This is a genomic window from Ignavibacterium sp. (assembly GCA_032027145.1).
In the GTDB taxonomy this organism is placed as follows: domain Bacteria; phylum Bacteroidota; class Ignavibacteria; order Ignavibacteriales; family Ignavibacteriaceae; genus IGN3.
This window is the reverse complement of record JAVSMP010000001.1, coordinates 2,463,564-2,484,790: the sequence shown is the minus strand read 5'-3', so window position 1 is coordinate 2,484,790 and position 21,227 is coordinate 2,463,564. Positions and strand designations below refer to the sequence as shown.

Here is a 21,227-nt window from a genome sequence, read left to right as displayed (position 1 = left end):
TCAATGCTAAATAATTAACTACTTTCAATATCTCAGAAAAATTTTGAAAATATTTTAAAGTTAATGCGTCAGATAAAAAATGATCTCTATATTCAGTTTACTTTAAACTGAATTAATATTCTATAAGGATTTTAAAGTAATGTAAGACAGTTAAATACTTAACTATATAAAGTTTTAGCTTATTATGCTTAAAACAATTGTGAGATGACAACAATTAGATGATTGTGATATACTGAAAATCAAGAAAAATTATTTAGATAAAATGACTGGTATTGTTTAATTTTGCAATAAAGTAAAATCTAATTAGATTAGAATAAATTTTTAAGAGTGATATTCATAAAATCAAAAAACCAATATGCAAAGTTCAAAAATTGATTTTTTAAGTAAATACAACGAATTAATACAAGCAGCTGTTCGCTCTGCCGCAGATTTCCCCGGAAAGCTTTGTGATTTTCTTGTAAAAGAATTTGAATTAGAAGCAACAGCATTGTTCAAATTAAAAAGTAATGGCAGCCTGGAAGTAATCGGAAAATCATTAACATCTAAGAAAACATTAACTAATGAAGTTCAGATCAATTGTCCGAATTGCGCAAATTTAACTGCCAAACAACAGTTCCAGCGTTTTACTATACAATCCAACTGCGCTTTTAATATTACAGATCATTTAATGAATGAAGGTTGTGTGCTTTTTAATCTTGGTGATGGTCAAATCGCTTTGTTAAAAATTGCAAAGAAATCTTCTTTTACACAAAGTGATTCTGATAATATTGAGCTGATAAGCGAAGGAATAAAAAATCTTATTAAACTCTGGATCGGCAGTAAAGGAAATCTTAATAATTCTTTAAGCTCAATTATAGCTGGTATAGCTCAGGAATTGAGAACCCCAACTAATAGCATAATGGGTTTTGCCTCATTACTTAATGAAGAAAATCTTTCACCTTCACAGACAGAATATGTTGGAACTTTAAAGGATAATGCTTTTGAACTTCTTTCGGTAATAAACGATTTGATTGATCTGAGTAAACTTGAAAGCGGAATAACCAAAATAAATTTTACAAATACAAACTTCAGAGATTACTTAAATGAGATCATATCATTGTTTAGCTCGAAGATTGATAAATCCAGAATAGAATTTTTATTTGAAATAGATAAAAACATTCCTGATAACATAAAGATCGATACTCAAAAACTCAGATATGTTCTGCTTAACATTATAACTAACTCTGTTAGATTGACAGAACATGGTAAAATTTCAATAATAGCTTCTGCTCCCACAAATAAAAAACTGGTTTTCAGAATAACTGATACAAGTCAGGGTCTTAATGCTAAAAAAACTACCGAATTCTTTCAACCTTTTGCAATGAATGAATTACAGATATCTAAGTTTGGTAATTTAACAGGACTTGGTTTGACTCTTACCAGAAAGTATATAGAATTTTTAAATGGTGATATCAGTATTTCGAGTGGTATTGGAAAAGGAATTACTTATACTATTTCAGTTTCGGCAGAAATTGGCAGCACAATAGAAAGTCAGCTTTCAGGTTTACCAAAGCCAATCGGTACCAAAAATAAAGTACTGGTAGTTGAAGATGATTATGCTACATCTAAACTGCTAAGTAATTACCTGACCAAATGGGGTTATGAACCTACAATTGTAAATTCAGCACAGCAAGCAATGAGGATTGTTGAAACTCAGCAGTACTTAGCTGTAATAATGGACATAATCCTGCCAGATGCAAATGGATTTGAACTTTTAAAACAATTTAGAGAAAGCCCGATTACCAAGCATATACCTATAATAGTCTGCTCTGTTGAAGCAGAACAGCAAAAAGCTTTTATGATGGGTGCTGTTGAATATTTTGTTAAACCGATCAATTATAAATATCTCGTTGAAGTCTTAACAAGTTATCGGCTGAAGAAAGATTCAAATATTCTCGTTGTTGATGATGACATTCCTACATTAAATCTGATTAAAGAAGCTGTAGAACAAGCAGGATTTAATGCGATTGCAGAACATCAGTCATCAAAAGTTATTGGTATGATTGAAAATCTTAATCTTGATCTTGCAATTATTGATCTTGATATGCCCGTTGTTAATGGTTTTGATCTTATAAAAATGATAAAATCAAATAAGAGCTTTTCTAAACTACCTATTATTATTTATACAGGTAAAGAAACTTATCAGGATGATCTGAAGAAAATAGATGGATTATTTTCTGATCTGCTCCACAAGAGCAGTTCTAATATTGAAGATCTGGCAGAAACAGTTAGCGCGTTTATAAACAGATACGATGAACCGGCAACTCCCGATGAAGTTAAAAAAAACAAGGATACCGTAAAAATACTTTTAGTAGAAGATTACAAACACTCACAAATTATTGTTACCAGATTGTTGAAGAAAAATAATTTTGAATCAATTGTTGTTGTTGAAAATGGATTGCAGGCTTATGAACAAGTACAGGAACAAAAGTATGATCTTATTTTAATGGATATGCAAATGCCTGTAATGAATGGCTTTGAAGCAACACAAAAAATCAGGGAACTTGATGATTATAAAGATACACCTATAATTGCCTTAACTGCATTTGCTATGAAAGGTGATCGTGAAAAATGTCTTGAAGCTGGAGCAACTGATTATATACCAAAACCAATTGACAGCCAGGAATTTATTGAAAAGGTCAGGTATTATACTGAAAACAAAATTACCAAAGATTAGCATGCTTTCTGATAGCTGATCATTTTGTGATGTACCAGAAAATTTTTTTCTCTTCTGCTTTTTTTACACAGGAATACTCAAATGATTAGTGAAACTATACGAGTTCGATTTGCACCTAGTCCAACTGGATATTTACATGTTGGTGGATTGCGGACTGCTTTATATAATTATTTATTTGCAAAAAAAAACAACGGAACTTTTGTTTTAAGAATTGAAGATACTGATAGGAACCGTTATGTTGAAGGTGCTGTAGAGAATCTTATAAAAGCTCTTAAATGGGCTGGATTACAGTTTGATGAAGGACCTGAAATCGGAGGAAGTTTTAAACCTTACCTGCAGTCAGAAAGACTTGAGATTTATAAGAAATACTCCGATGAACTGTTACTAAAAGGAAAAGCATATTATTGTTTTTGCACCCCTGAAAGGCTGCAGATATTAAGAGAAGAACAGGAAAAACAAAAACTCCCTCAGTCAAAATATGATAAACATTGTCTCCATCTGTCAAAAGAAGAAATCGAAAAAAATCTTTCATCAGGTATTCCAAAAGTTATAAGATTAAATGTCGAATCAAATCAAGTAATTAAATTTGATGATGTAATCCGTGAACATGTTGAGTTTGAAAGCAATAATGTTGATGATCAGGTTTTAATTAAAAGCGATGGCTACCCTACTTATCATCTTGCAAATGTTGTAGATGATCATTTGATGAAAATTACTCATGTTATCCGCGGTGAAGAATGGCTATCTTCAACTCCAAAACATGTTTTACTTTATGATGCTTTTGGTTGGGAGAGACCGGTTTTTGCTCACCTGCCACTACTATTAAATCCCGATCGATCCAAGCTTTCTAAAAGACAAGGCGATGTTGCAGTTGAAGATTATCGTGATAAAGGATTTTTGAAAGAAGCTCTTATCAACTTTGTTGCTTTGCTCGGCTGGAATGCCGGCGATGACAAAGAGTTTTATTATTTGGATCAACTGATTGATAGTTTTTCATTGGAAAGAGTTAATAAAGCAGGAGCAGTTTTCGATCTTCAGAAATTAAATTGGCTCAATGCAGAGCATTTACGCAAAAAAGCCAACAGTGATTTAATTACAATGCTGAAAGAAGAGCTTCATAAATCCAGATATAAAGATCAAAGTTTTTCTGATAACTACCTGTTACTGATTATTGAAGCAATGAAAGAACGCGTATCTTTTGTAAAAGACTTTATAGATAACTGCACATATTTTTATGAACCTCCAAAGGAGTATGAACAAAAATCTATTGATAAAAACTGGAAACCGGAAACTCCTGACCATCTTAAAAAACTAAAAAGTGAATTTGAGAATCTGACTAATCCAACAAAAGAAGATTTTGAATACGCCCTTAGTAAAACTTCTGAAGAACTTAATGTTGGGAAAGGCAAACTTATCCATCCATTACGATTAGCTGTATCCGGACAAAGCACTGGTCCAGGAATGTTTGATCTGCTGTTTATACTTGGTAAAGATGAAGTGATTAAAAGAATAGATAAAGCGATAGAAAATATTTCTCTATGATATTAAGAAAGTAAGTTTAGTGTTTCAATAGCAAGCAGAGCAATGGTAATCCCGATTGCAAAACTTAAAAGTGTCCCAATTAAAACATACTCTACCAAAACCTTATCGTTATTATTTTTTATCTCGCCATACCTTAAAATTGATTTAGCAGTAATTAAAAAACCAACTATGGTTGGAAGATTTGCAAGGAATAAAATCAAAATAGCAAACCGTTCTAAATATCCTATAACTCTACCGGTATTTATTTCATCTTTATTGTTGTTTTCATCTTTAAATATTTTTATTTGGAAAGGCTTTATTATATAACTGATTATTATACCGCTGAATTTTGTTACCAGGATAATCGAAGTTACAATTGTTAATAATCTCAGATAATTATTCCCAAATAAATTATTCCAGTATAGATTTATGTATTCAGTTTTAATTTTATCACTTAAATAAAATGATAATAATATTATCACTAAATAATGAGCTGATTGATCAAGCCCAAACAATAATAAAGAATCATTCTTAAATGATTTTTTTAGGGAATCAATAATAAGATGTGAGAGTAATATTATAATTGGTATTAATAAACTATTCCATACGCCAGCCAGAATGTAGCTCAGGATTGTTACAATGATAATATGTTTCCCAAATATCAGATAGCTTTTTTTATTCCTTACATCCTTATCAGTTTGAAATATAAAATCACCGAGGAAGTGTGCAGCCAATAAAGGTATCAATATTTGAATAAACTCTGTTTTCATAAAATATTATTTATTGGTTATGCAGATAATTCATATAACCTTTAACACTTATTTAGCTTTAATATAAGATTAACGTTCGATCAACTATTCCTGTTATTTGACAGCAATCAAGAGATACAACCTTTTAGGGTTGTATATAGTTAATACAACCTTTTAAGGTTGTATTTATAAAAACAACAATATTCATTTGCTGATAATATCAGATAATATTCCTGTTGTCGCTTAATAAAACACTAATAAAGAACTCAATATTATTAGAAATAATATTCCAGCCTGCTGAATCCAATTGTTTAGAAACTGCTTGTTGTGATATTTTTAGTTTAAGAGCAATTTTATTCTGATCATAATCTTGCAGGGCAAGTAGAATAATTTTACTCTGGTTCCTTGTCCACCTTGACGAAATAAAATCTGAGTTATAAATAATTAAATCAATAACTTCAGGATTCTTTAGAATCTCCGACACAAATTTAATCTTGCGTTTACCCTTTTTATCCAAAGCTTTTCCGGAAATCTTATACGCATCTCCCACGCCAACAGAAGATTCAATATAATCGACTGTACCAACAGATACTGCCATTCTTGCATCAATTTTATTAACCATCAAATTGGCTTTTAAATATGCACGATAAAACAGAGCAATACTTAAAGCCTTTTCAGGTTTTTGAATTAATAATTGCCAGCTATCACCACGGAATAATTCAGGCTCGTATTTAAGTGCACCGGGAAAAACCTTCAATACTTCTCTTGAACAATTTCTTAAAACTTTTACAAGTTTTTTGTGCATCTCTATACTCAGTTTTGAAGACTTGATAATATCTCCTGTAATCACTGAATATAATTTTGGATTTTTATTCTGCGGCATAATTAAACTAATTATTATAATTCTATTTTTTATTTACAGTTTTAGCCCAGGTATCTTTTAAAGTTACTGTTCTGTTGAAAACTAATTTTGAGCTATCAGTGAATTTTGTATCAATACAAAAATATCCCAGTCTTTCAAACTGAAACTTTTCTCCAGGTTTAAAATTTTGGACAAAGGGTTCAAGCTTAGCATTTGAGATTATTTTAAGCGATTCAGGATTCACTAAATCTCTGTAATCTTTTTCTTTTACGCCTGAGGGATCTTCAACAGTAAACAAACGGTCATACAATCTCACTTCACAGTTTACTGCATCTCTAACATTAACCCAGTGGATTGTGCCTTTAACTTTTTTTGTACTTGTTCCTGTTCCGCTTCTGGTATCAGGATCATAACTGCAGTTAAGCTGAACTATATCTCCTTTATCATTTTTTATAACTTCATCACATTTAATAATATATGCATAGCGTAATCTTACTTCAGCACCCGGAGCCAAACGATGGAAACCTTTAATTGGATTTTCCATAAAGTCATTTTTTTCAATATAAATTTCCTTTGAAAAACTAATCTTACGATGTCCCATCGAAGCATCTTCAGGATTATTAACTGCTTCCAATAGTTCCTGACCGTTATAATTAGTGATTACAACTTTTAATGGATCAAGAACAGCCATTATTCTTTGAACTTTTTTATTTAGATCTTCACGGACAGCAAACTCAAGTAATGCAACATCGGTCATCGCATCACGCTTTGCTACACCGATTATTTCTGCAAAGTTCTGAATTGCCTCAGGTGTATAGCCTCTTCTTCTGTAACCTGAAATAGTCGGCATTCTTGGGTCATCCCATCCATCAACAAATTTTTGTTCAACAAGCTCAAGTAATTTTCTTTTACTCATAACTGTATAAGTCAGGTTTAATCTGGCAAATTCAATTTGCTGCGGATGATAAATTTCCAATTCTTTTAAGAACCAATCATACAATGGTCTATGAACTTCAAATTCGAGTGTACAGATAGAGTGAGTAATCCCTTCTATTGAATCTTCTAACCCATGCGCCCAATCATAAGTTGGATAAATACACCATCTATTTCCAGTTCTATGATGTTCAGAATGAATAATTCTATACATTACAGGATCTCGTAAAAGCATATTGGGTGATGACATATCAATCTTTGCACGAAGGACTTTTTCACCATTCTTAAACTCGCCGTTTTTCATTCTTTCGAATAAATTTAGATTTTCATCAATAGAACGATTACGGTTCGGACTTTCTTTTCCAGCTTCAGTGATAGTACCTCTCAGACCTCGCATAGTTTCCGGATCAGAATCATCAACATAAGCTTTGCCTTTTTTAATTAGCTTTACTGCCCATTGAAACATCTGCTCAAAATAATCTGAAGCATAGAAAACTCTGTCTTCAAAATCTCCGCCGAGCCATTTTACATCTTCAATAATTGAATCAACATATTCCTGATCTTCTTTGGTAGGATTTGTATCATCAAATCTTAAATTAAATTTACCGTTATAATCACGGGCAATTCCGGAATTAAGACAAATTGATTTAGCATGCCCAATATGAAGATATCCGTTTGGTTCAGGTGGAAATCTGGTATGAACTCTCCCATTCCATTTATTTGTTTTCAGATCTTCATCAATTATTTCATAGATAAAGTTTTTAGATTTTGATTTCGATGAATCATTTTTATTTGATAAGTTGTTTTCCATATTTCAATATCGTTGTTTGATACAAAAATACAGAAAGATGATTTAAAGAGTAATAGCTGTCAGGAAGTAATTTATGAGTGAAGGCTCAGGGGACAAGTAGTAAATAAAAGTTTAAACCCGTCCCGAGACCTTATAAATATTGAGCAATTGAAGAAAATATTCGATCTTATTTCTATCTAATAAGTTTGGGATCTTTTTAAAATTTGAATATACTTTTGTAATACCGGTTAATCTTCCAAACTCATTAACCATCTTCTGGATAACTCTGCCGTCATCTTCAATATCGTAATGACCGTCTTGTCCGATATAAGTTTTACTCATTTTGATACCTGTTGTTTTTAATCAAAAATAATATACTCTGGTTTCTCAATTTCTTCTATATATGATATTTCCGGAATATTATTCTCTTCGAGAAGATCTTCAATTTCTTCTTCTGAATAATCTTCTATATTATCCCACTTGCTAACAAGAATAAACATATCCTGCTTCTTGTTAAATTTTTTTGTTTTGTTGTTGTAAGTTTTTTTCATGATAACTCCTGTTGTTTTAAACTATGCTATTCAATCACTGTGCCATAAACCGGTGCTAACTTATTATCGAAAGAAGTTTCAAAAACTTTATACCATTTAGAGAGAATTCTATTATTGAAGCACTATTTTGTTAGTTAGTTAAATTAAGTTTTTTTATCTTTTGCACATCATTTTTGGAAATTTGTATTGATACAAAGCTTCAAAAAGATTTGATTTAGTGAATTTATTTATGCCGAAGTGGCGGAATTGGTAGACGCGCTGGACTCAAAATCCAGTCTGGCTTACACCAGGTGCCGGTTCGAGTCCGGCCTTCGGTACTCAATTCTCGAAAGGTCTTGTAATACAAGGCCTTTCTAATTTTAAACTTTCCTCGCGTGTCAAATACGTGTCAATTTTTTAACTTAGAGTTAGGAATATTTAGGAAAAATAATGAAAGTACCTGTTGTAAAACTAGTTCCAGTAAGGCGCAAAAATAAAATATCATATCAGCTTGATTATAACCTAAATGGAAAAAGAATAAGAGAAATTGTTGCTCACAATAAAAGAGATGCTGAATTAATAAGAGCGGATAGGCAACAAAAACTTACATTAGGAATTCATGGCATTTATCCTGCTCAATCAAAGATCATTTCCTTAAAAGAACTGATAGCTCAGTATTTAAATACTAAATCAGGTATTGTTCGAAAAACAACTTATAGTAGATACAAAAATTATTTTGATGGATTTGAAAAGTTTATGTATAAATATTTTTCTCCAGCATGTGAAAATATTATACTAATATCTTCAAAATATTTGCAGGCGTGTTTTAATAGATTAACCAATGAACCAGTTAATAAGAAGAAGCCATGGCATAAAAATACTGTTAATATACTCCGAGATTTATTGATTGAAATGTTTAATAATGCTATTAAGGAGAAATATATTGATACCAATCCAGCATCTGAAACTGTTCCCTTTAAAGTGCCAAAGACAAACACTGTTAAATATTATACTGATGATCAGCTAAAAGTAATCTGGGAAAATCTTGATCCATACTGGGTTCCAATCTTTAAATTTTATGTCTATACAGGTTTGCGCAAAAAGGAACTAATAAATTTAACATGGGATAATGTTTCCATGGATGAAAATAATCCTACGATGACTATTATCTCTACAGATGAATTTCAAACTAAATCGGGAAAAATACACACAATTCGAATGACTAAAACTGCCTTTGAAATATTGAAACAACAAGTTGGTAAACACTCTCGCTATGTATTTGTGAATGAAAAGGGCAAGAAAATCCGCCAAGCCACTCCTAATGAAAAGCTAAATAAAGTATTGTCTAAAACTGATTTTAAAGGGACCATTCATATGCTCAGACATACGTTTGGAGCTAATTTTGTTATGAAGATTGGTAGTTACCATGAGCTGATGAATTTCTTATCTCATTCCGACTTAGAATCAACAAAAATTTATGCTCACTTTTCACCTGATTACATGAGAGAAACGGCAGAGAAACTAGATAAAATTCAGAATGGCAACTAAAACTTAAAAATCTTTCTCAACATTTCTAAAAGTCAGGCTGATTCTTGTTCCCCTTTCAATTCCTTTATCTTTCAAACGAGCAGGTATGCTATGCTTCCAAATTGATCTTGCATCACCATACATTATCACCAAAGATCTTCGATCTAGTAGTATTTCCTTCTTTGGTTTTCCTTCAAGAGTAAATTCCATTATCGCAGTGCTTCCTAATGACAAGCTGAATATTCTTGGTCCAAAACAACTTTCACAATCGATGTGTGCAGATATCCCTTGCCCTGGCTGATACTCATTCACAATAACCTGGTCTGGAGCTTCTTCACACAAGCCATCATTATGTAATTGAACAGCCAGATCATTTAACCACTTAGGTAAAGCTCCAATGTACATCTCAGGAGTCACTGTTCTGGCTTTATAGTCGTATCGATAACCATAATGCTGCACTCGTCTGCTTAGTGTATTATCCCACTGCTGTTTATTTATTGTTTTTAATAGAGTTGATTCTTCATCGGACGTGATATAATCTGGAATGTACAATAGTCCTGATATTCCGAACATAAAATTATTCCTTTTTATAATATGGAATATAAAAAATTAACCCCCACAATCAGCAGGGGTTATTTGATTAAAGCTCAATAAATATATGACATATACTTTTCAATAAAGTTAGCGCTGACAGCCATTAATCTTTCATCCAACCTTTTATAAATCTCTACCTTAATCTCTTGCGGAACTCCGCCATAAAAAGCTTCTGCTATTGATCCGTTAATTGCAGCAAGTGTATCAGAATCACCGCCGATATAAATTGCTTTCCTAATTGAGTCTTCGAAAGAATCTGAGATTAAAAAAGTGAAGATTGCTTGAGGTACAGTATCCTGGCAACTTTCATTGAAGCGATAATTTTCTCTTAATTCTTCAAGATCCAAATCTAGATTATACTCAAAATTCTTTTCTACGAATTCTTTTATTTCTTTTTTGGAATTTTTTGTGCGTGCAAGAAATATTGAAGCAGCAGTTGATTGAGCACCCTTAATTCCTTGAGGATGATTATGCGTTACTTCTGCACTCTCTTTTGCTTTTTGTAAGACTGTTTCAAGATCATTATAAGCCCAGCCAACAGGACTAACCCGCATAGCTGATCCGTTTCCCCAGCTATTATAAGGCTGTGGGTTTTTACTGTTTACCCATTCGTGAAATCTTAATCCATAGCTACAATCCGGATACTGATGGTAATACTCGAGAAGTTTTATTCTATAAACAGTGCCAGATAATATACTGTCAGCCAAAGCAACAGTTAAAACCGAATCATCTGTAAAGAAGGATTCATTAGTAAACAGAGTGAAATCCATTTCTGGTTTCGTGTCTATGAATTCATAGATCGAACCAATTATGTCGCCTGTTATTGCGCCGAGCATATTTATTTAATTTTTCAAATTATAGAATTATTTAATCTTATCCCACCGACTCTTGAATTTATCATTGTTAATTAAATACATATTCAATATCCCTCTGGTTGAATACTCTTTTATATTTCTCTTTGCCTCAGCAGCAGTACAAATAAAATATACCGGCTCTTCCATCTTATCAGCATTAAGATTTACGAAAACATAAAAATGATTTCTTTTAACTTTACTTTTAAGTATTGGCCAACCTACATTTTTCTTTTTGTAAATAGATTTCACTTGTATTGGAAAGGTCTTCCCTTTTTTCTCAGCAATTAAATCTATTGCCTTTGCGTTGCCCATAGTTATTGCAACATTAAATCCCCTACGAAGCAATTCAGCTGCAACAAAATATTCGCCTGATAAACCTGTGCTATTTCTTGCTATTTCTGCCATTATTTTTCAACTAAATTTAATAATTTTCTAAATCTCTAAGTTAAACGCTAATTCTTCAGTAAGTTTGCTGGGCAAGGGAATTCTTTCCGAGATTTTATCCGTTGATTTGACATCTGCTTTATAATTATCGCCCATTACAATCTTGAACCATTTCTCTCTATCCATAACTACTCTATACATTTTTTCATCCTGGGTTTCAGATACATATGGAATAAAAACATTGATTGATTTTCCAGATCTTTCAGTTTTTGAGCCAATTCTATCAATGCGACCAGTTCTTTGTTCCAGTGTACTAGGATTCCAAGATAAATCGTGGTGAATTATAAATCGACAGTTTAAATGTAAATCAACTCCTTCTGCTAGAACACTGCTTGTAATTAATATATCTGGATAAAATGGAGTATTGAAGGTCAACATCAGATTTTGCCGGGTTTCTGACTTTGTATCTCCATTTACCAATCTTACATTGGGTATTAGTAGTTCAGTCCTTTCGTTTTGAATTTCATCATCCATCAAAAATTTGCGTGCATCAGCACTTAGTATATTTCCTGTTTGTATATCCAATAAAGCTCCGATATACTTTTCTCTTTCATTCACTCCACACTTATTTTCCAGAAAATTAAAAAAGTCAAGAATCGTTTCTCTTAATGTAATTCCGGAAAGATCCTTATTTCCCATTGCCTCCAAAAGTGTTTCTTTGCTGAATCTCTCCTGCATATCAAGTGGGAAAAATCTAATCAGAAATGAAGGCGTCCTTATATATCTTTTTATAATTTCAATCACATCATCTTTATGCTTTTTAATTGAATGATAGTTCTTTATCATCGTGTTCATTTCATTCTCAAAGGCCAACATGAATTGCGAATCCTTAGTTGAGAATCGTTTGCCGATATTATCAAGTCTCTTCTCTGTCTCTGATAAGTCACATCCTAGTTTTTTAGCTGCTTCTTCCTGAATATATTTATTGAGTGAATAAGAGATATATTGTCTTAAAGACTTTCCAGTAGCTATATAGTGACAAAATATTAATACTTTTTCACCTTTCATCCATAGCTCTACTGCTTTTTTGACTGTGGCTGATACTTTAGGATGAGTAATTTCAGATGAATTTTGTAATTCAGTAGAAATATACTTTTCTATATTTGAATGATACCACTCATTATAATTATCTATTGAAATTTCTTCATCATCACTATCGGTTGTAACCTTTGACTTTCTAGTATTTAAGAAAGCCTCATAACTAGATGCCAATCCCTCGGCAAACACAGGCCTTGCTGCAGCATTAAGCACAGCTGCTCTCGATGCCAGCAGGAATGGTAATATGCAATTATCTTTAATGCTCAATCCATCAATCTCATCTGAAGACGTTATGTCATCAAGTATTGCTTTACCAATAAGATTCTCTCGTCGTTTAACATTAGCAAAATCTCCAGGCAAATATTTGCTCTTATTGTGTCTTATAACATATTTCTTCAACAATATTTCCGCATTTTTCACACTACTTTTTACATCTTCAATCTTTTGAATTAGATCATCTATATCAGGGTCCTTATTTCCTTTATCAAGAATCCTATCCCACCAAGTATCAACATCTATTGAATTATTGGATTTAATTTGCATTCTGCTCCAGGCAGATTCCAATCTCAATGAGCTTACTTGCGTTTTATCTAATCTGCTTCTTAATTCATCAATTTCAGTTTTATACTCAGTAAGTGTAATTGATGGTGATCTTTGTCCCGACCAAGAGATACCGGAAAATCGATCAAGAACTGAACAAAGTTCATGATGGCCCAATTGAAAAGGAGTGGCTGTTAGAAAAAGCATTCTTTCGAATATTCCTGATAATGAACCCTTAGAAAACTCATCTGCATCTTCAATTGAATCTTCCGTATTAAATAGTGAGGCCAGTCGAGTTCGTGCATTTTTTAAATGATGAGCCTCGTCCAGTATAAGCAACGGTAATTTAACACTTAGTGATCTGACTGTTTTTTCCCAAATGTCTCTTATGTTTTCATTTAATATTGCACGTGTAGTTTTTATTCTTTCATTCAGATATGGAGATGATTTCTTAGGAATATTGCAAATGGCTTGATATAATTCTTCAAAATAAATTGTTGGTAATTCTTCAAGAACTTTTGTTATTGCTTCTGGTACGGGGTCATCATCCGATGAGCTGTCATTGTCTCCTTCGGGATCAACTCCATAATCACGAATTATATTTAACCACTTCTCTGTATGGCTTTCTAATAAATCAATCCACATATTTTCATCTTTGGTTGCCCATTTTAGAAATAGCAAATCTCCTAGAATACGTGATAATGCTTTTTTCAATAAACGAGTATCTTTCCTGTTAAACAGAGCACGTTTTATAATAGCCAGTTTAACCCACCCATCAGTAAGACCTCGACTCATAGCCCCGTGAGTAAGAAAAACAATTGACTTCATTCTCTCTTTAGGATCATCCAGGAATTTCAAAAAATCAACTGCTTTATCCGAAAAACCATATGTAAGTTTGTTAGATAAATTTAGCGGCAAACACTTTTCTTTAAATAAATTAAAGTCTTTAGGCCATTTATCTCTGAGCGAGGTTGGCACCATAACAACGACTGGTCTTTTTTGAGAATCCTGCAATGCTATTGAAACAGCCACTGCTAACGCGATAAATGTTTTACCCATTCCAACTTCATCTGCAAGTATGAGTCCTGGTTGGTTTTCTAACCTCATCAGAATTTCCCGAGTGGTCGCCATTTGCCTCTTAGCATCCTCAAAAGAAATTCTGTCCTTTACAAAAAGATCTATATTATTTTCAAAACTGTAGCTATAACTCATTTCTCAATTTCCTGGAAAACACTCGTAATGTAGTCGTTCAACTGTTGGTCCTTAGTTAAATCCAGATTGTCAATTTCCTTTTTTAACTCACTAGTTATTTCATCTATAGTTTTCTTGTACTCTGACTTGCTTATAGTCTCTTTGGAAATATGCGGTTTTACATTTTTTAACTCAAAAACAATTTCAGTGAGTAGAAAAGCTTTTTCTTCCTCTGATTTTGCGGTCTCGGTAATTGCTTTACAAAGTGCTTTTACACCAACTGGTCCGAATATTCGCCAATTCAAACTTTCAATGGTATATATCGGTTTTTGAAGTTTTTCTTTTAATGCAGTTAGCGCATAAGAAATTTTTCTTGTTCTTTGCAGAAGAAATGTTGAAGTGTTAACTCGTTTATGCGGATCTATAAGTGGACTGGCGTCAGATTCACCATTTGTTTTCTTTTGTTTCTTTAACCATTCGCTAATCACTCTATGCGGAGGTTTCGAGGAGGATAGCACATTGAGCAGCACTTCTAATGGTAAATCTTTGAGCTCCTCAGGTGGTGGAAGAACTGAAGAATTTAATATGTTTATCGGCCACCAAACTGTTACACTTAACTTATCCCATTTTACAAATAGTCCAGAAGGTGGTCTTTGCTCTTCATATTCAATAATTACATTTGAAGGTTTTCCAACATTTTTCCATTCATCTGAATTATATAATTCTTTTTTCATCAGCTCATCATAAATGTAAAATGATTTAGGCATTATCTCCTGATCAAGGTCTAACTCAATAATAAACTTATCCCTTTTGAAATTTAACGAAGCCGATTTGAAAGCTTTATGAAGAGTAGGTAGTTGGTCTTCTGTAGACTTATCCTCATCTTCTCTGGGAATCCATTCAAGTATTAACCCATCATCAATTAATTCACCATCCATATAGGCATTAATTAATGATTTTTCTCCATCTTTGTTTTTTATTGAATTTGTTACATATAAAATGTTTGCTTCATAATTCTTTTGTTTTCCCAAGGCTAATCCGGCTGATGTGAAGTTACTTGAACCAATTATATAGAAATACCAATTTTCGTTTTCAAGAAAAATGGATTTCATATGTATTGGTCTGTACCGTTTATTTTCCCACTCACTAAGTGTTGCAAAATTCACATATGCTTCACTTCGGTTTTCAGGTGCGTAGTCTAAACTTTCGGGAGCATAAAGTACCAGCTTATTTTCAACTGCTTTATCATCTTCGGCAATTATATTGTATTGAACTTCAGCATTTCCCCTTTGATTAAGAATCTCCCATATTTTTTTCGCAGGTTTATTCTCAGCATTGGGAGGATCGAAAAAGGGACTATTTATATATGCCCACTTAGGAGGTCTTGTCGCATATTCATACCATACTTTTTTAACCTGATTTAACAAATCGTTTGAATTTTGATGAGTAAAGATCGGATGAATTGCAACATCTTTTTTCTTATTAAATTTCTTTTCTTTATTCCAACTACGCGAATTTTTAGTAACCAGAGTTATAAATTCTCTATATCGATCTACTGCCGTACTTTGAATATCGTATTGGCTTTGTTCAATTAATAAACTTAAATACTCAAGAGTCTGAGTTAAAAAATCGTAAGGCGCTTCTGAATCCTGATAGAAATCAACAACACCAAAAACCTCCTGATTTTTTCTATAACCATCCTCAGTAAGATTAGCAGAACCTATTATAATTCTTACATAATTTACCCAATACAATAGCGAAATCTTTGCGTGAAGTACTCCATGGTTAGATTTAAAAGGTAAAAGATCCCATCGCAGACTTCTTTTCCCTCTACAATGGTTTGCATCAACCAAAACCGAAGCACATTTTAATGCTGAGAATTTTTCTTCACGTTCTATTAAATAAGCGGGACCATCCGAAAAAGCATCTGATTCCATTTTAACGAATCTTGTAAGACATTGTTCCTCAAAGAAACTAGAATCAAATGTAAAAGTTGTAGCAATACAACCAATTGGTTCTTTAATGTTATCAGGAGGTTCCCAGTAGTCTAATAATTTTTGAATACCCTGATTATTATTCTTAGCCATCTCTATATTTTACCTAAATCTTTCAGAAATGATACTAAAGGAGTCGTGCGATAATAATGAACATATAAGTCCTCACCTGTGGGACTTTCATCTCGTCGATTTCCCGGATAAATTAAAAATCTGCTATCATTAGTTCTTTCAAACCATGGTCTTTTTCCATTAGGTGGCTTATTCTTTTGTGTAGTTTCATGATGCTCGAATAGTAAATTAATCCAGTCAGGAACCGATACCGCTTTTTCAAATGTGGAAAATCGCTCTTCAAATTGAAATGACAATCCATATTCACTTATTGCATCAATTGCTTTTTTATAACTATCACTAACTTTTTTACCTGCCTTAGTAATTTCAGTATTATTTTTTAAGTCATTAATTCTCGTTGACGAGCGACCACTCATTACGTATAAGCAAGAATCAAATGCATCCTGTAGCAGGCGTGCAAATTCTTCGTACTGAAAAATTGCTTTAAGTAAATGTTTTAAATCATTGGTTGCTGAAGAAAACAAAATTTTATGAATTTCTTTTTCAGAACCGGTATCATTCCAGATTTTTTGAACTTCACTTAACTCAATTGTTTTAATTACCTGATATCGATATGAGTCTATTTCTCCAATTATTTTGTTATAAAGCAGTTTCCGTTCAATGGGATTAATTTTGTATGGTGCTATGTGTTCAGCCAATTCATAAAAAGCATTCCAATTTCTATTTCTTGCGATTGAAGTAGTTTTTAGCGAATCATTAATGGCATTGTAAAATTGCTTTCTTAAATCCCTTCCCGAACCGAATGGCGAAGAATAAAATCCCTCCAGATTTTCCTCTTTCTCCCATGTTCTTATAAGCTCATCTCCGAATTCCCCCAGAATGTTTGTATCAATTAGTTTTAAATCCTTAGCAAGAGTCCTGTAAACACCGTGAAAACCGAATACGGTTGCCATTTTGAGATAAGAAGATGGATTCAAAGATATATTTGCATTGTATGCTTTCTTTGCTTTATCTATTCCGGGTAAACCGATTAGCTGAGTCTCATCATCTGTTCTATACTTTGCATATAAAGCGTGAACTGCATACCACTCATAAATTTGCCAGGGTTCTGTTCTATCATCTGAGGCAGCAATGTCTTCATCAAATTCACTGCAAATAACCATTCCAGCAGCGATAGTTGTAAGATATCTTGGATGACGCATTCTTTCTCTAAAACCCGGGACTAATTTTGTAGCTAATTGATCTGAAATTGGGTAAAGCCCTAATGGGTCCAGACTTCCTTCACTGGATGTACTTTCATCGTATTCTGATAGATATGGACTTAACATAATGTGTAAACATTAATTTTATTGATTATTATCCTTAAAACGTTCCAAATAATCATAAATATTATTAATGATGCTCTCCTCTGCACCACTGAGACTGCCGGTTGGTTTATATTGTCCCAACTTGCGTTTAAATTCATTTCTATCGTGATTTAATAGCTCAATTGGATTGCTATAAATTTGAGGGAAATGATTCCTGAGCTGCTCTTCAAGATTTTCAATTGCTCTTAATCGGATTTTGGGATCTTTGAGGTTGCGTGATGAAATATCTTGTCGCAACGCCGATTTGATATGGATCCATAAAATTTTCTTCGATTGTGAGTCCATAATTTCTCTTCCTTTTGTTTAGCATTCAATTGAATTAAAATCCGTTATCGTAACCCTATGGCCTACTAACAGATCTAAATATTTTTTTTCTGAATCAATTATTAAATTTCTTGGTTGACCGCAGGTTGGACAAATAGTATAAATCAAATAAGGAAACAAGGAGATGAAGTCCGTTTTATCAGAGTTAAAGATTAACATTTCATTCTTACTATTTAATATTTCTTGTCTTGGAATAGACTTCTTTATTCGATATTCTTTTTTTACAAAAACCGGGTTATCACCATTTACCTCTGATGCTATTAACTTAAATGAATCTATTCCTCTATCAAAAGTGCAACGATCAACCATTAATAATTTCTGACTTAAAAACTTTCGCAAGACTTTTATTAATTCAGTTACAGTAGGGTAATATTCCTGGAAATACTTTTGTAACTGAAAAGGGGGTAAAGTGTATGCGTGACCCTTGGTATCGTTTCTCAACTTTACCAATTCGGTTCTGCAGATGAGAGAATGTGCCTCTTTTAACGAGGAATAATAATTAGAAAAAAAAGAATCTTGGGTACTCTCCAGTTGAACTTTAGCCTCATTTAACCCACTAACCCAATCACCTAAGGAGGGATTCCCTCTTTCGGTTACATTCAAATAATCTGGGATTATCTCTTTTAATCTTGATGATAAAATTATCGTTGATACTCTTACAGAAACATCAAAAAGGTCTAGCAGCAAGCTAAATTTTTCTCTTATATCGGGTTCGTGCTTTAATTTTCTAATGTAAATAGAAACAGGAAAGATTATCTCCTGTTCGTTGGGTTCATCGGTAACTGATATTTTATTAAAAGCATAATTTCTTGCTAACTCGAGTAACTTAAAGGTTGCATCTAATTTTTCGCCACTTATATGGCTTTGTAACATTTCAACACATCGAGGGCAAATGTATGCAGTTAATATCTTCAGATTTATATCCGTCTTCCAACCACACATATCGTGAATACAACCTATCGGGGGTTCGTGAGCAAAGTTGTAGTCTGAATGATAAACTAATTGTTCTAATAGATTTTCTATCAATTCCAATGTTAGAAATGATTCAATATTAAGATGTGAAATAAATTCCCAATCATTAGTAGTAATTAAACTAGCTTTCTCTTCAAATCTTGTAACACTAAACCAATTATTTTCTAATGGTAAACTAAATATTCCAATTGCATTGTCATTTTCTGTATTTGATTTGTATTGCTTTAATAATTCGAAACCTTGATCCCATTCAATTGACTCTTTAAGACTCTGCCTATCTTCACTCCGACCTTGCTGATACTCAAATTTAAACTCTGATTGGGTATCGTTCATTTTTTCAACTACACCTTTTAGTGTCTTTTTAGAGTTCGAAGTAAAATCAATCACAACAATTTTCATTGTATTTACCTCACTTCTTCCAAATCAATATTATACTCAGCCTTAATAAAATCTCTCATTGCTTTAACTACCGTAGATTGTTTTTCTTGAATGAATCCACATTCTCTCCTGCCTATTTCACGACAGAATTTATCCCATTCATGTTGAGGTTTTTGACTTTCTTCAATTTCCTTCAGATGATCAAGAACCATTTGATTAACATCAGTGAATTTTGAGTAGATTTCCTGATTTAAAAGAAGCAACTTACGATCAACAAGTTTAGTTGTATCTGTATTCCAGTCTTTTAAATTTTGATAGGTAATATAAGATGTAGGTAGGACTGGAAGGTTATTCCCATCTTTTTTATACAATGTAACATGATATAATACAGACATAGCTTCAGCAATCTGAAGACATCCATTCATTCGCATTGTGAATAACTCTTTATCGCGATTTAAATAACCTTGTTCATTATATATTTCTTTAAGTGTCCTACGTTGGAGTCTTTGACCTATAATAGCACCTATTATAGTAGCTAAAGCTGCAATTGCTGCTGCTATTAGAGCTATGAACCATGATTCTTCATAGAAAGTCTTATTACTTTCTAAAAGGTTTATTTTTAAAGTATCCGGAATGGAAAGGTTGTTTTTAATTGAATCAACAATAACAATCACATTTTTTAGTGTATCAATAACTGCCATAGGTATGCACATTTTTTATTAAATGAAAAACTTAATTTTTCTCCTTCTTTTCTCGCTTCATCATATACTGAGCCCAATTAGTATTTTCTTGCGAGACTAGTGTTTCAACTCTCTGAACTAATAGATTAAATGAATCATCGTGCCCGTAAGGTTCGGCTCCTGTTTTAAATAAAAACTTTTCTTTCTTCAAGCTTTCGCATACAGTTCTGTATTCAATCCAGTGTTCTTGAAATTGACCTAGACTTAAAACCCCAGCTATTATGGCGATAATAACTCCTGCTAAACCAAGAAGTATTAAACCTGTTTTCTCAAACCCTTCATAACTTGCAGTAATACCACTTATAAAAGGTATCATGGCAGCAATAATTATTTCAGCAGTGCGTAATCCTTTAAACCAATACTGATTGTTTTTACTTTTTTGATCGTACCATTTTATTTGATCATCCACTCTTTCCTTTAGATATCCTTCAGTCGTCATATCAGTACTCCTCAATATTGATTAATAAAACTTTTCATTAAAATATTAGTATGACATTATTAAAGATCCGGTCTTACCTTAACCTTTTTAGCAATTGGTTCACCTCTTTTATTATAAGCCTGATCTATATACTGCTCTGGATTTTTACAAAAATCATCCCAATCAACTAACACACAATATCTGTCTTCTTCTGACCAAGAACATTTACTATGAGGTATAAAATAATTGTAACTAAATTCTCTAATTACAGTTGAATTATTTACTATAACTAAATTGTGAGAGTTACTGCAAGTGACGCATTGTATGGATCCTTTGAATATCACATCTTTCATTTCTGGCAATACTACTCCCAATATTCCACTTCTGGAATTATTTTTTCCATCATACAATGATGCCTGCAATTCTCTTTTAATAAACCTTTGTTCCCACCATCCTCTTGATTCAGCGCCATATAAACCGATTAAATGAATAGTCACTGTCGAATCTGAAAGATAATCATCGCGGATTTTCTGCATAATGTAGTCTTCATCCTGTGATTCTATCGGTTCATCTAAGGATTTGTCTATCATATCAATATTCAAGTTTTCTTGAATGTGTTTTTTATAGTCTTCGTCTTCAGCCTTAAATGATATGTAGCATTTATGTCCCATGG

The 21,227-nt window shown here is 32.6% G+C and carries 19 protein-coding genes and 1 tRNA gene; 4 read left to right on the top strand and 16 right to left on the bottom strand.

What is annotated here, in order from left to right:
- Positions 1 to 355 precede the first annotated feature (355 nt).
- Positions 356 to 2,716, top strand: coding sequence for a response regulator (locus ROY99_10470; GenBank protein MDT3696802.1), 2,361 nt, complete (start codon positions 356 to 358; stop codon positions 2,714 to 2,716).
- Between the two features lie 81 nt (positions 2,717 to 2,797).
- Positions 2,798 to 4,258 (top strand): glutamate--tRNA ligase, encoded by a 1,461-nt coding sequence (gene gltX, locus ROY99_10465; protein ID MDT3696801.1) that lies wholly within the window; start codon positions 2,798 to 2,800, stop codon positions 4,256 to 4,258.
- A gap of 2 nt (positions 4,259 to 4,260) precedes the next feature.
- Here the strand turns inward: gltX and ROY99_10460 are convergent, their stop codons facing one another.
- The 5 genes from ROY99_10460 to ROY99_10440 form a co-directional block, all read right to left on the bottom strand.
- Positions 4,261 to 5,007 carry a DUF3307 domain-containing protein gene (locus tag ROY99_10460; GenBank protein MDT3696800.1) on the bottom strand — a complete coding sequence of 249 codons (747 nt, stop codon included), beginning with the start codon at positions 5,005 to 5,007 and terminating at the stop codon, positions 4,261 to 4,263.
- Between the two features lie 199 nt (positions 5,008 to 5,206).
- On the bottom strand, positions 5,207 to 5,869 hold the full coding sequence (locus ROY99_10455; GenBank protein ID MDT3696799.1) for a SatD family protein: 663 nt from the start codon (positions 5,867 to 5,869) through the stop codon (positions 5,207 to 5,209).
- Between the two features lie 22 nt (positions 5,870 to 5,891).
- The gene (locus ROY99_10450) at positions 5,892 to 7,592 is read right to left on the bottom strand and encodes a glutamine--tRNA ligase/YqeY domain fusion protein (protein MDT3696798.1); all 1,701 of its coding nucleotides are present in this window, start codon (positions 7,590 to 7,592) and stop codon (positions 5,892 to 5,894) included.
- 111 nt (positions 7,593 to 7,703) lie between these two features.
- On the bottom strand, positions 7,704 to 7,913 hold the full coding sequence (locus tag ROY99_10445; protein ID MDT3696797.1) for a hypothetical protein: 210 nt from the start codon (positions 7,911 to 7,913) through the stop codon (positions 7,704 to 7,706).
- A gap of 17 nt (positions 7,914 to 7,930) precedes the next feature.
- A complete protein-coding gene (locus ROY99_10440; protein MDT3696796.1) occupies positions 7,931 to 8,122 on the bottom strand; it encodes a hypothetical protein in 192 nt (63 codons plus the stop codon).
- Positions 8,123 to 8,353: 231 nt separating this feature from the next.
- Here ROY99_10440 and ROY99_10435 point away from each other — a divergent pair.
- Positions 8,354 to 8,439 (top strand) — tRNA-Leu (locus ROY99_10435).
- Between the two features lie 112 nt (positions 8,440 to 8,551).
- Positions 8,552 to 9,649, top strand: coding sequence for a site-specific integrase (locus ROY99_10430; protein ID MDT3696795.1), 1,098 nt, complete (start codon positions 8,552 to 8,554; stop codon positions 9,647 to 9,649).
- Between the two features lie 3 nt (positions 9,650 to 9,652).
- Here ROY99_10430 and ROY99_10425 read toward each other — a convergent pair whose 3' ends face one another.
- The 11 genes from ROY99_10425 to ROY99_10375 all read right to left on the bottom strand — a co-directional run bounded on the left by ROY99_10425 (position 9,653) and on the right by ROY99_10375 (position 21,225).
- Positions 9,653 to 10,201 (bottom strand): alpha-ketoglutarate-dependent dioxygenase AlkB, encoded by a 549-nt coding sequence (locus tag ROY99_10425; GenBank protein ID MDT3696794.1) that lies wholly within the window; start codon positions 10,199 to 10,201, stop codon positions 9,653 to 9,655.
- A 74-nt stretch (positions 10,202 to 10,275) separates the two neighbouring features.
- Positions 10,276 to 11,058, bottom strand: coding sequence for an ADP-ribosylglycohydrolase family protein (locus ROY99_10420; protein ID MDT3696793.1), 783 nt, complete (start codon positions 11,056 to 11,058; stop codon positions 10,276 to 10,278).
- A gap of 27 nt (positions 11,059 to 11,085) precedes the next feature.
- Positions 11,086 to 11,481 (bottom strand): group I intron-associated PD-(D/E)XK endonuclease, encoded by a 396-nt coding sequence (locus ROY99_10415; GenBank protein MDT3696792.1) that lies wholly within the window; start codon positions 11,479 to 11,481, stop codon positions 11,086 to 11,088.
- A 27-nt stretch (positions 11,482 to 11,508) separates the two neighbouring features.
- Positions 11,509 to 14,205 (bottom strand): helicase-related protein, encoded by a 2,697-nt coding sequence (locus ROY99_10410; protein ID MDT3696791.1) that lies wholly within the window; start codon positions 14,203 to 14,205, stop codon positions 11,509 to 11,511.
- A 101-nt stretch (positions 14,206 to 14,306) separates the two neighbouring features.
- Positions 14,307 to 16,376, bottom strand: coding sequence for a hypothetical protein (locus ROY99_10405; GenBank protein MDT3696790.1), 2,070 nt, complete (start codon positions 16,374 to 16,376; stop codon positions 14,307 to 14,309).
- A gap of 2 nt (positions 16,377 to 16,378) precedes the next feature.
- Positions 16,379 to 17,683, bottom strand: a complete 1,305-nt coding sequence (locus ROY99_10400) for a hypothetical protein (protein ID MDT3696789.1) — start codon at positions 17,681 to 17,683, stop codon at positions 16,379 to 16,381.
- Between the two features lie 18 nt (positions 17,684 to 17,701).
- Positions 17,702 to 18,007 carry a hypothetical protein gene (locus ROY99_10395; GenBank protein MDT3696788.1) on the bottom strand — a complete coding sequence of 102 codons (306 nt, stop codon included), beginning with the start codon at positions 18,005 to 18,007 and terminating at the stop codon, positions 17,702 to 17,704.
- 18 nt (positions 18,008 to 18,025) lie between these two features.
- The gene (locus ROY99_10390) at positions 18,026 to 19,417 is read right to left on the bottom strand and encodes a hypothetical protein (GenBank protein ID MDT3696787.1); all 1,392 of its coding nucleotides are present in this window, start codon (positions 19,415 to 19,417) and stop codon (positions 18,026 to 18,028) included.
- Between the two features lie 5 nt (positions 19,418 to 19,422).
- Positions 19,423 to 20,097 (bottom strand): hypothetical protein, encoded by a 675-nt coding sequence (locus ROY99_10385; GenBank protein MDT3696786.1) that lies wholly within the window; start codon positions 20,095 to 20,097, stop codon positions 19,423 to 19,425.
- A 31-nt stretch (positions 20,098 to 20,128) separates the two neighbouring features.
- Complete coding sequence (locus ROY99_10380; GenBank protein MDT3696785.1) at positions 20,129 to 20,575, bottom strand: DUF4231 domain-containing protein; 447 nt, start codon at positions 20,573 to 20,575, stop codon at positions 20,129 to 20,131.
- Between the two features lie 59 nt (positions 20,576 to 20,634).
- On the bottom strand, positions 20,635 to 21,225 hold the full coding sequence (locus ROY99_10375; protein ID MDT3696784.1) for a TIR domain-containing protein: 591 nt from the start codon (positions 21,223 to 21,225) through the stop codon (positions 20,635 to 20,637).
- Positions 21,226 to 21,227 lie beyond the last annotated feature (2 nt).

What these genes read in the sequence shown, in the direction of transcription:
- ROY99_10470 (MDT3696802.1), top strand. Translation starts at nt 356, where the DNA reads ATGCAAAGTTCAAAAATTGATTTTTTAAGTAAATACAACGAATTAATA.
- gltX (MDT3696801.1), top strand. Translation starts at nt 2,798, where the DNA reads ATGATTAGTGAAACTATACGAGTTCGATTTGCACCTAGTCCAACTGGA.
- ROY99_10460 (MDT3696800.1), bottom strand. Translation starts at nt 5,007, where the DNA reads ATGAAAACAGAGTTTATTCAAATATTGATACCTTTATTGGCTGCACAC.
- ROY99_10455 (MDT3696799.1), bottom strand. Translation starts at nt 5,869, where the DNA reads ATGCCGCAGAATAAAAATCCAAAATTATATTCAGTGATTACAGGAGAT.
- ROY99_10450 (MDT3696798.1), bottom strand. Translation starts at nt 7,592, where the DNA reads ATGGAAAACAACTTATCAAATAAAAATGATTCATCGAAATCAAAATCT.
- ROY99_10445 (MDT3696797.1), bottom strand. Translation starts at nt 7,913, where the DNA reads ATGAGTAAAACTTATATCGGACAAGACGGTCATTACGATATTGAAGAT.
- ROY99_10440 (MDT3696796.1), bottom strand. Translation starts at nt 8,122, where the DNA reads ATGAAAAAAACTTACAACAACAAAACAAAAAAATTTAACAAGAAGCAG.
- ROY99_10430 (MDT3696795.1), top strand. Translation starts at nt 8,552, where the DNA reads ATGAAAGTACCTGTTGTAAAACTAGTTCCAGTAAGGCGCAAAAATAAA.
- ROY99_10425 (MDT3696794.1), bottom strand. Translation starts at nt 10,201, where the DNA reads ATGTTCGGAATATCAGGACTATTGTACATTCCAGATTATATCACGTCC.
- ROY99_10420 (MDT3696793.1), bottom strand. Translation starts at nt 11,058, where the DNA reads ATGCTCGGCGCAATAACAGGCGACATAATTGGTTCGATCTATGAATTC.
- ROY99_10415 (MDT3696792.1), bottom strand. Translation starts at nt 11,481, where the DNA reads ATGGCAGAAATAGCAAGAAATAGCACAGGTTTATCAGGCGAATATTTT.
- ROY99_10410 (MDT3696791.1), bottom strand. Translation starts at nt 14,205, where the DNA reads ATGAGGTTAGAAAACCAACCAGGACTCATACTTGCAGATGAAGTTGGA.
- ROY99_10405 (MDT3696790.1), bottom strand. Translation starts at nt 16,376, where the DNA reads ATGGCTAAGAATAATAATCAGGGTATTCAAAAATTATTAGACTACTGG.
- ROY99_10400 (MDT3696789.1), bottom strand. Translation starts at nt 17,683, where the DNA reads ATGTTAAGTCCATATCTATCAGAATACGATGAAAGTACATCCAGTGAA.
- ROY99_10395 (MDT3696788.1), bottom strand. Translation starts at nt 18,007, where the DNA reads ATGGACTCACAATCGAAGAAAATTTTATGGATCCATATCAAATCGGCG.
- ROY99_10390 (MDT3696787.1), bottom strand. Translation starts at nt 19,417, where the DNA reads ATGAAAATTGTTGTGATTGATTTTACTTCGAACTCTAAAAAGACACTA.
- ROY99_10385 (MDT3696786.1), bottom strand. Translation starts at nt 20,097, where the DNA reads ATGGCAGTTATTGATACACTAAAAAATGTGATTGTTATTGTTGATTCA.
- ROY99_10380 (MDT3696785.1), bottom strand. Translation starts at nt 20,575, where the DNA reads ATGACGACTGAAGGATATCTAAAGGAAAGAGTGGATGATCAAATAAAA.
- ROY99_10375 (MDT3696784.1), bottom strand. Translation starts at nt 21,225, where the DNA reads ATGGGACATAAATGCTACATATCATTTAAGGCTGAAGACGAAGACTAT.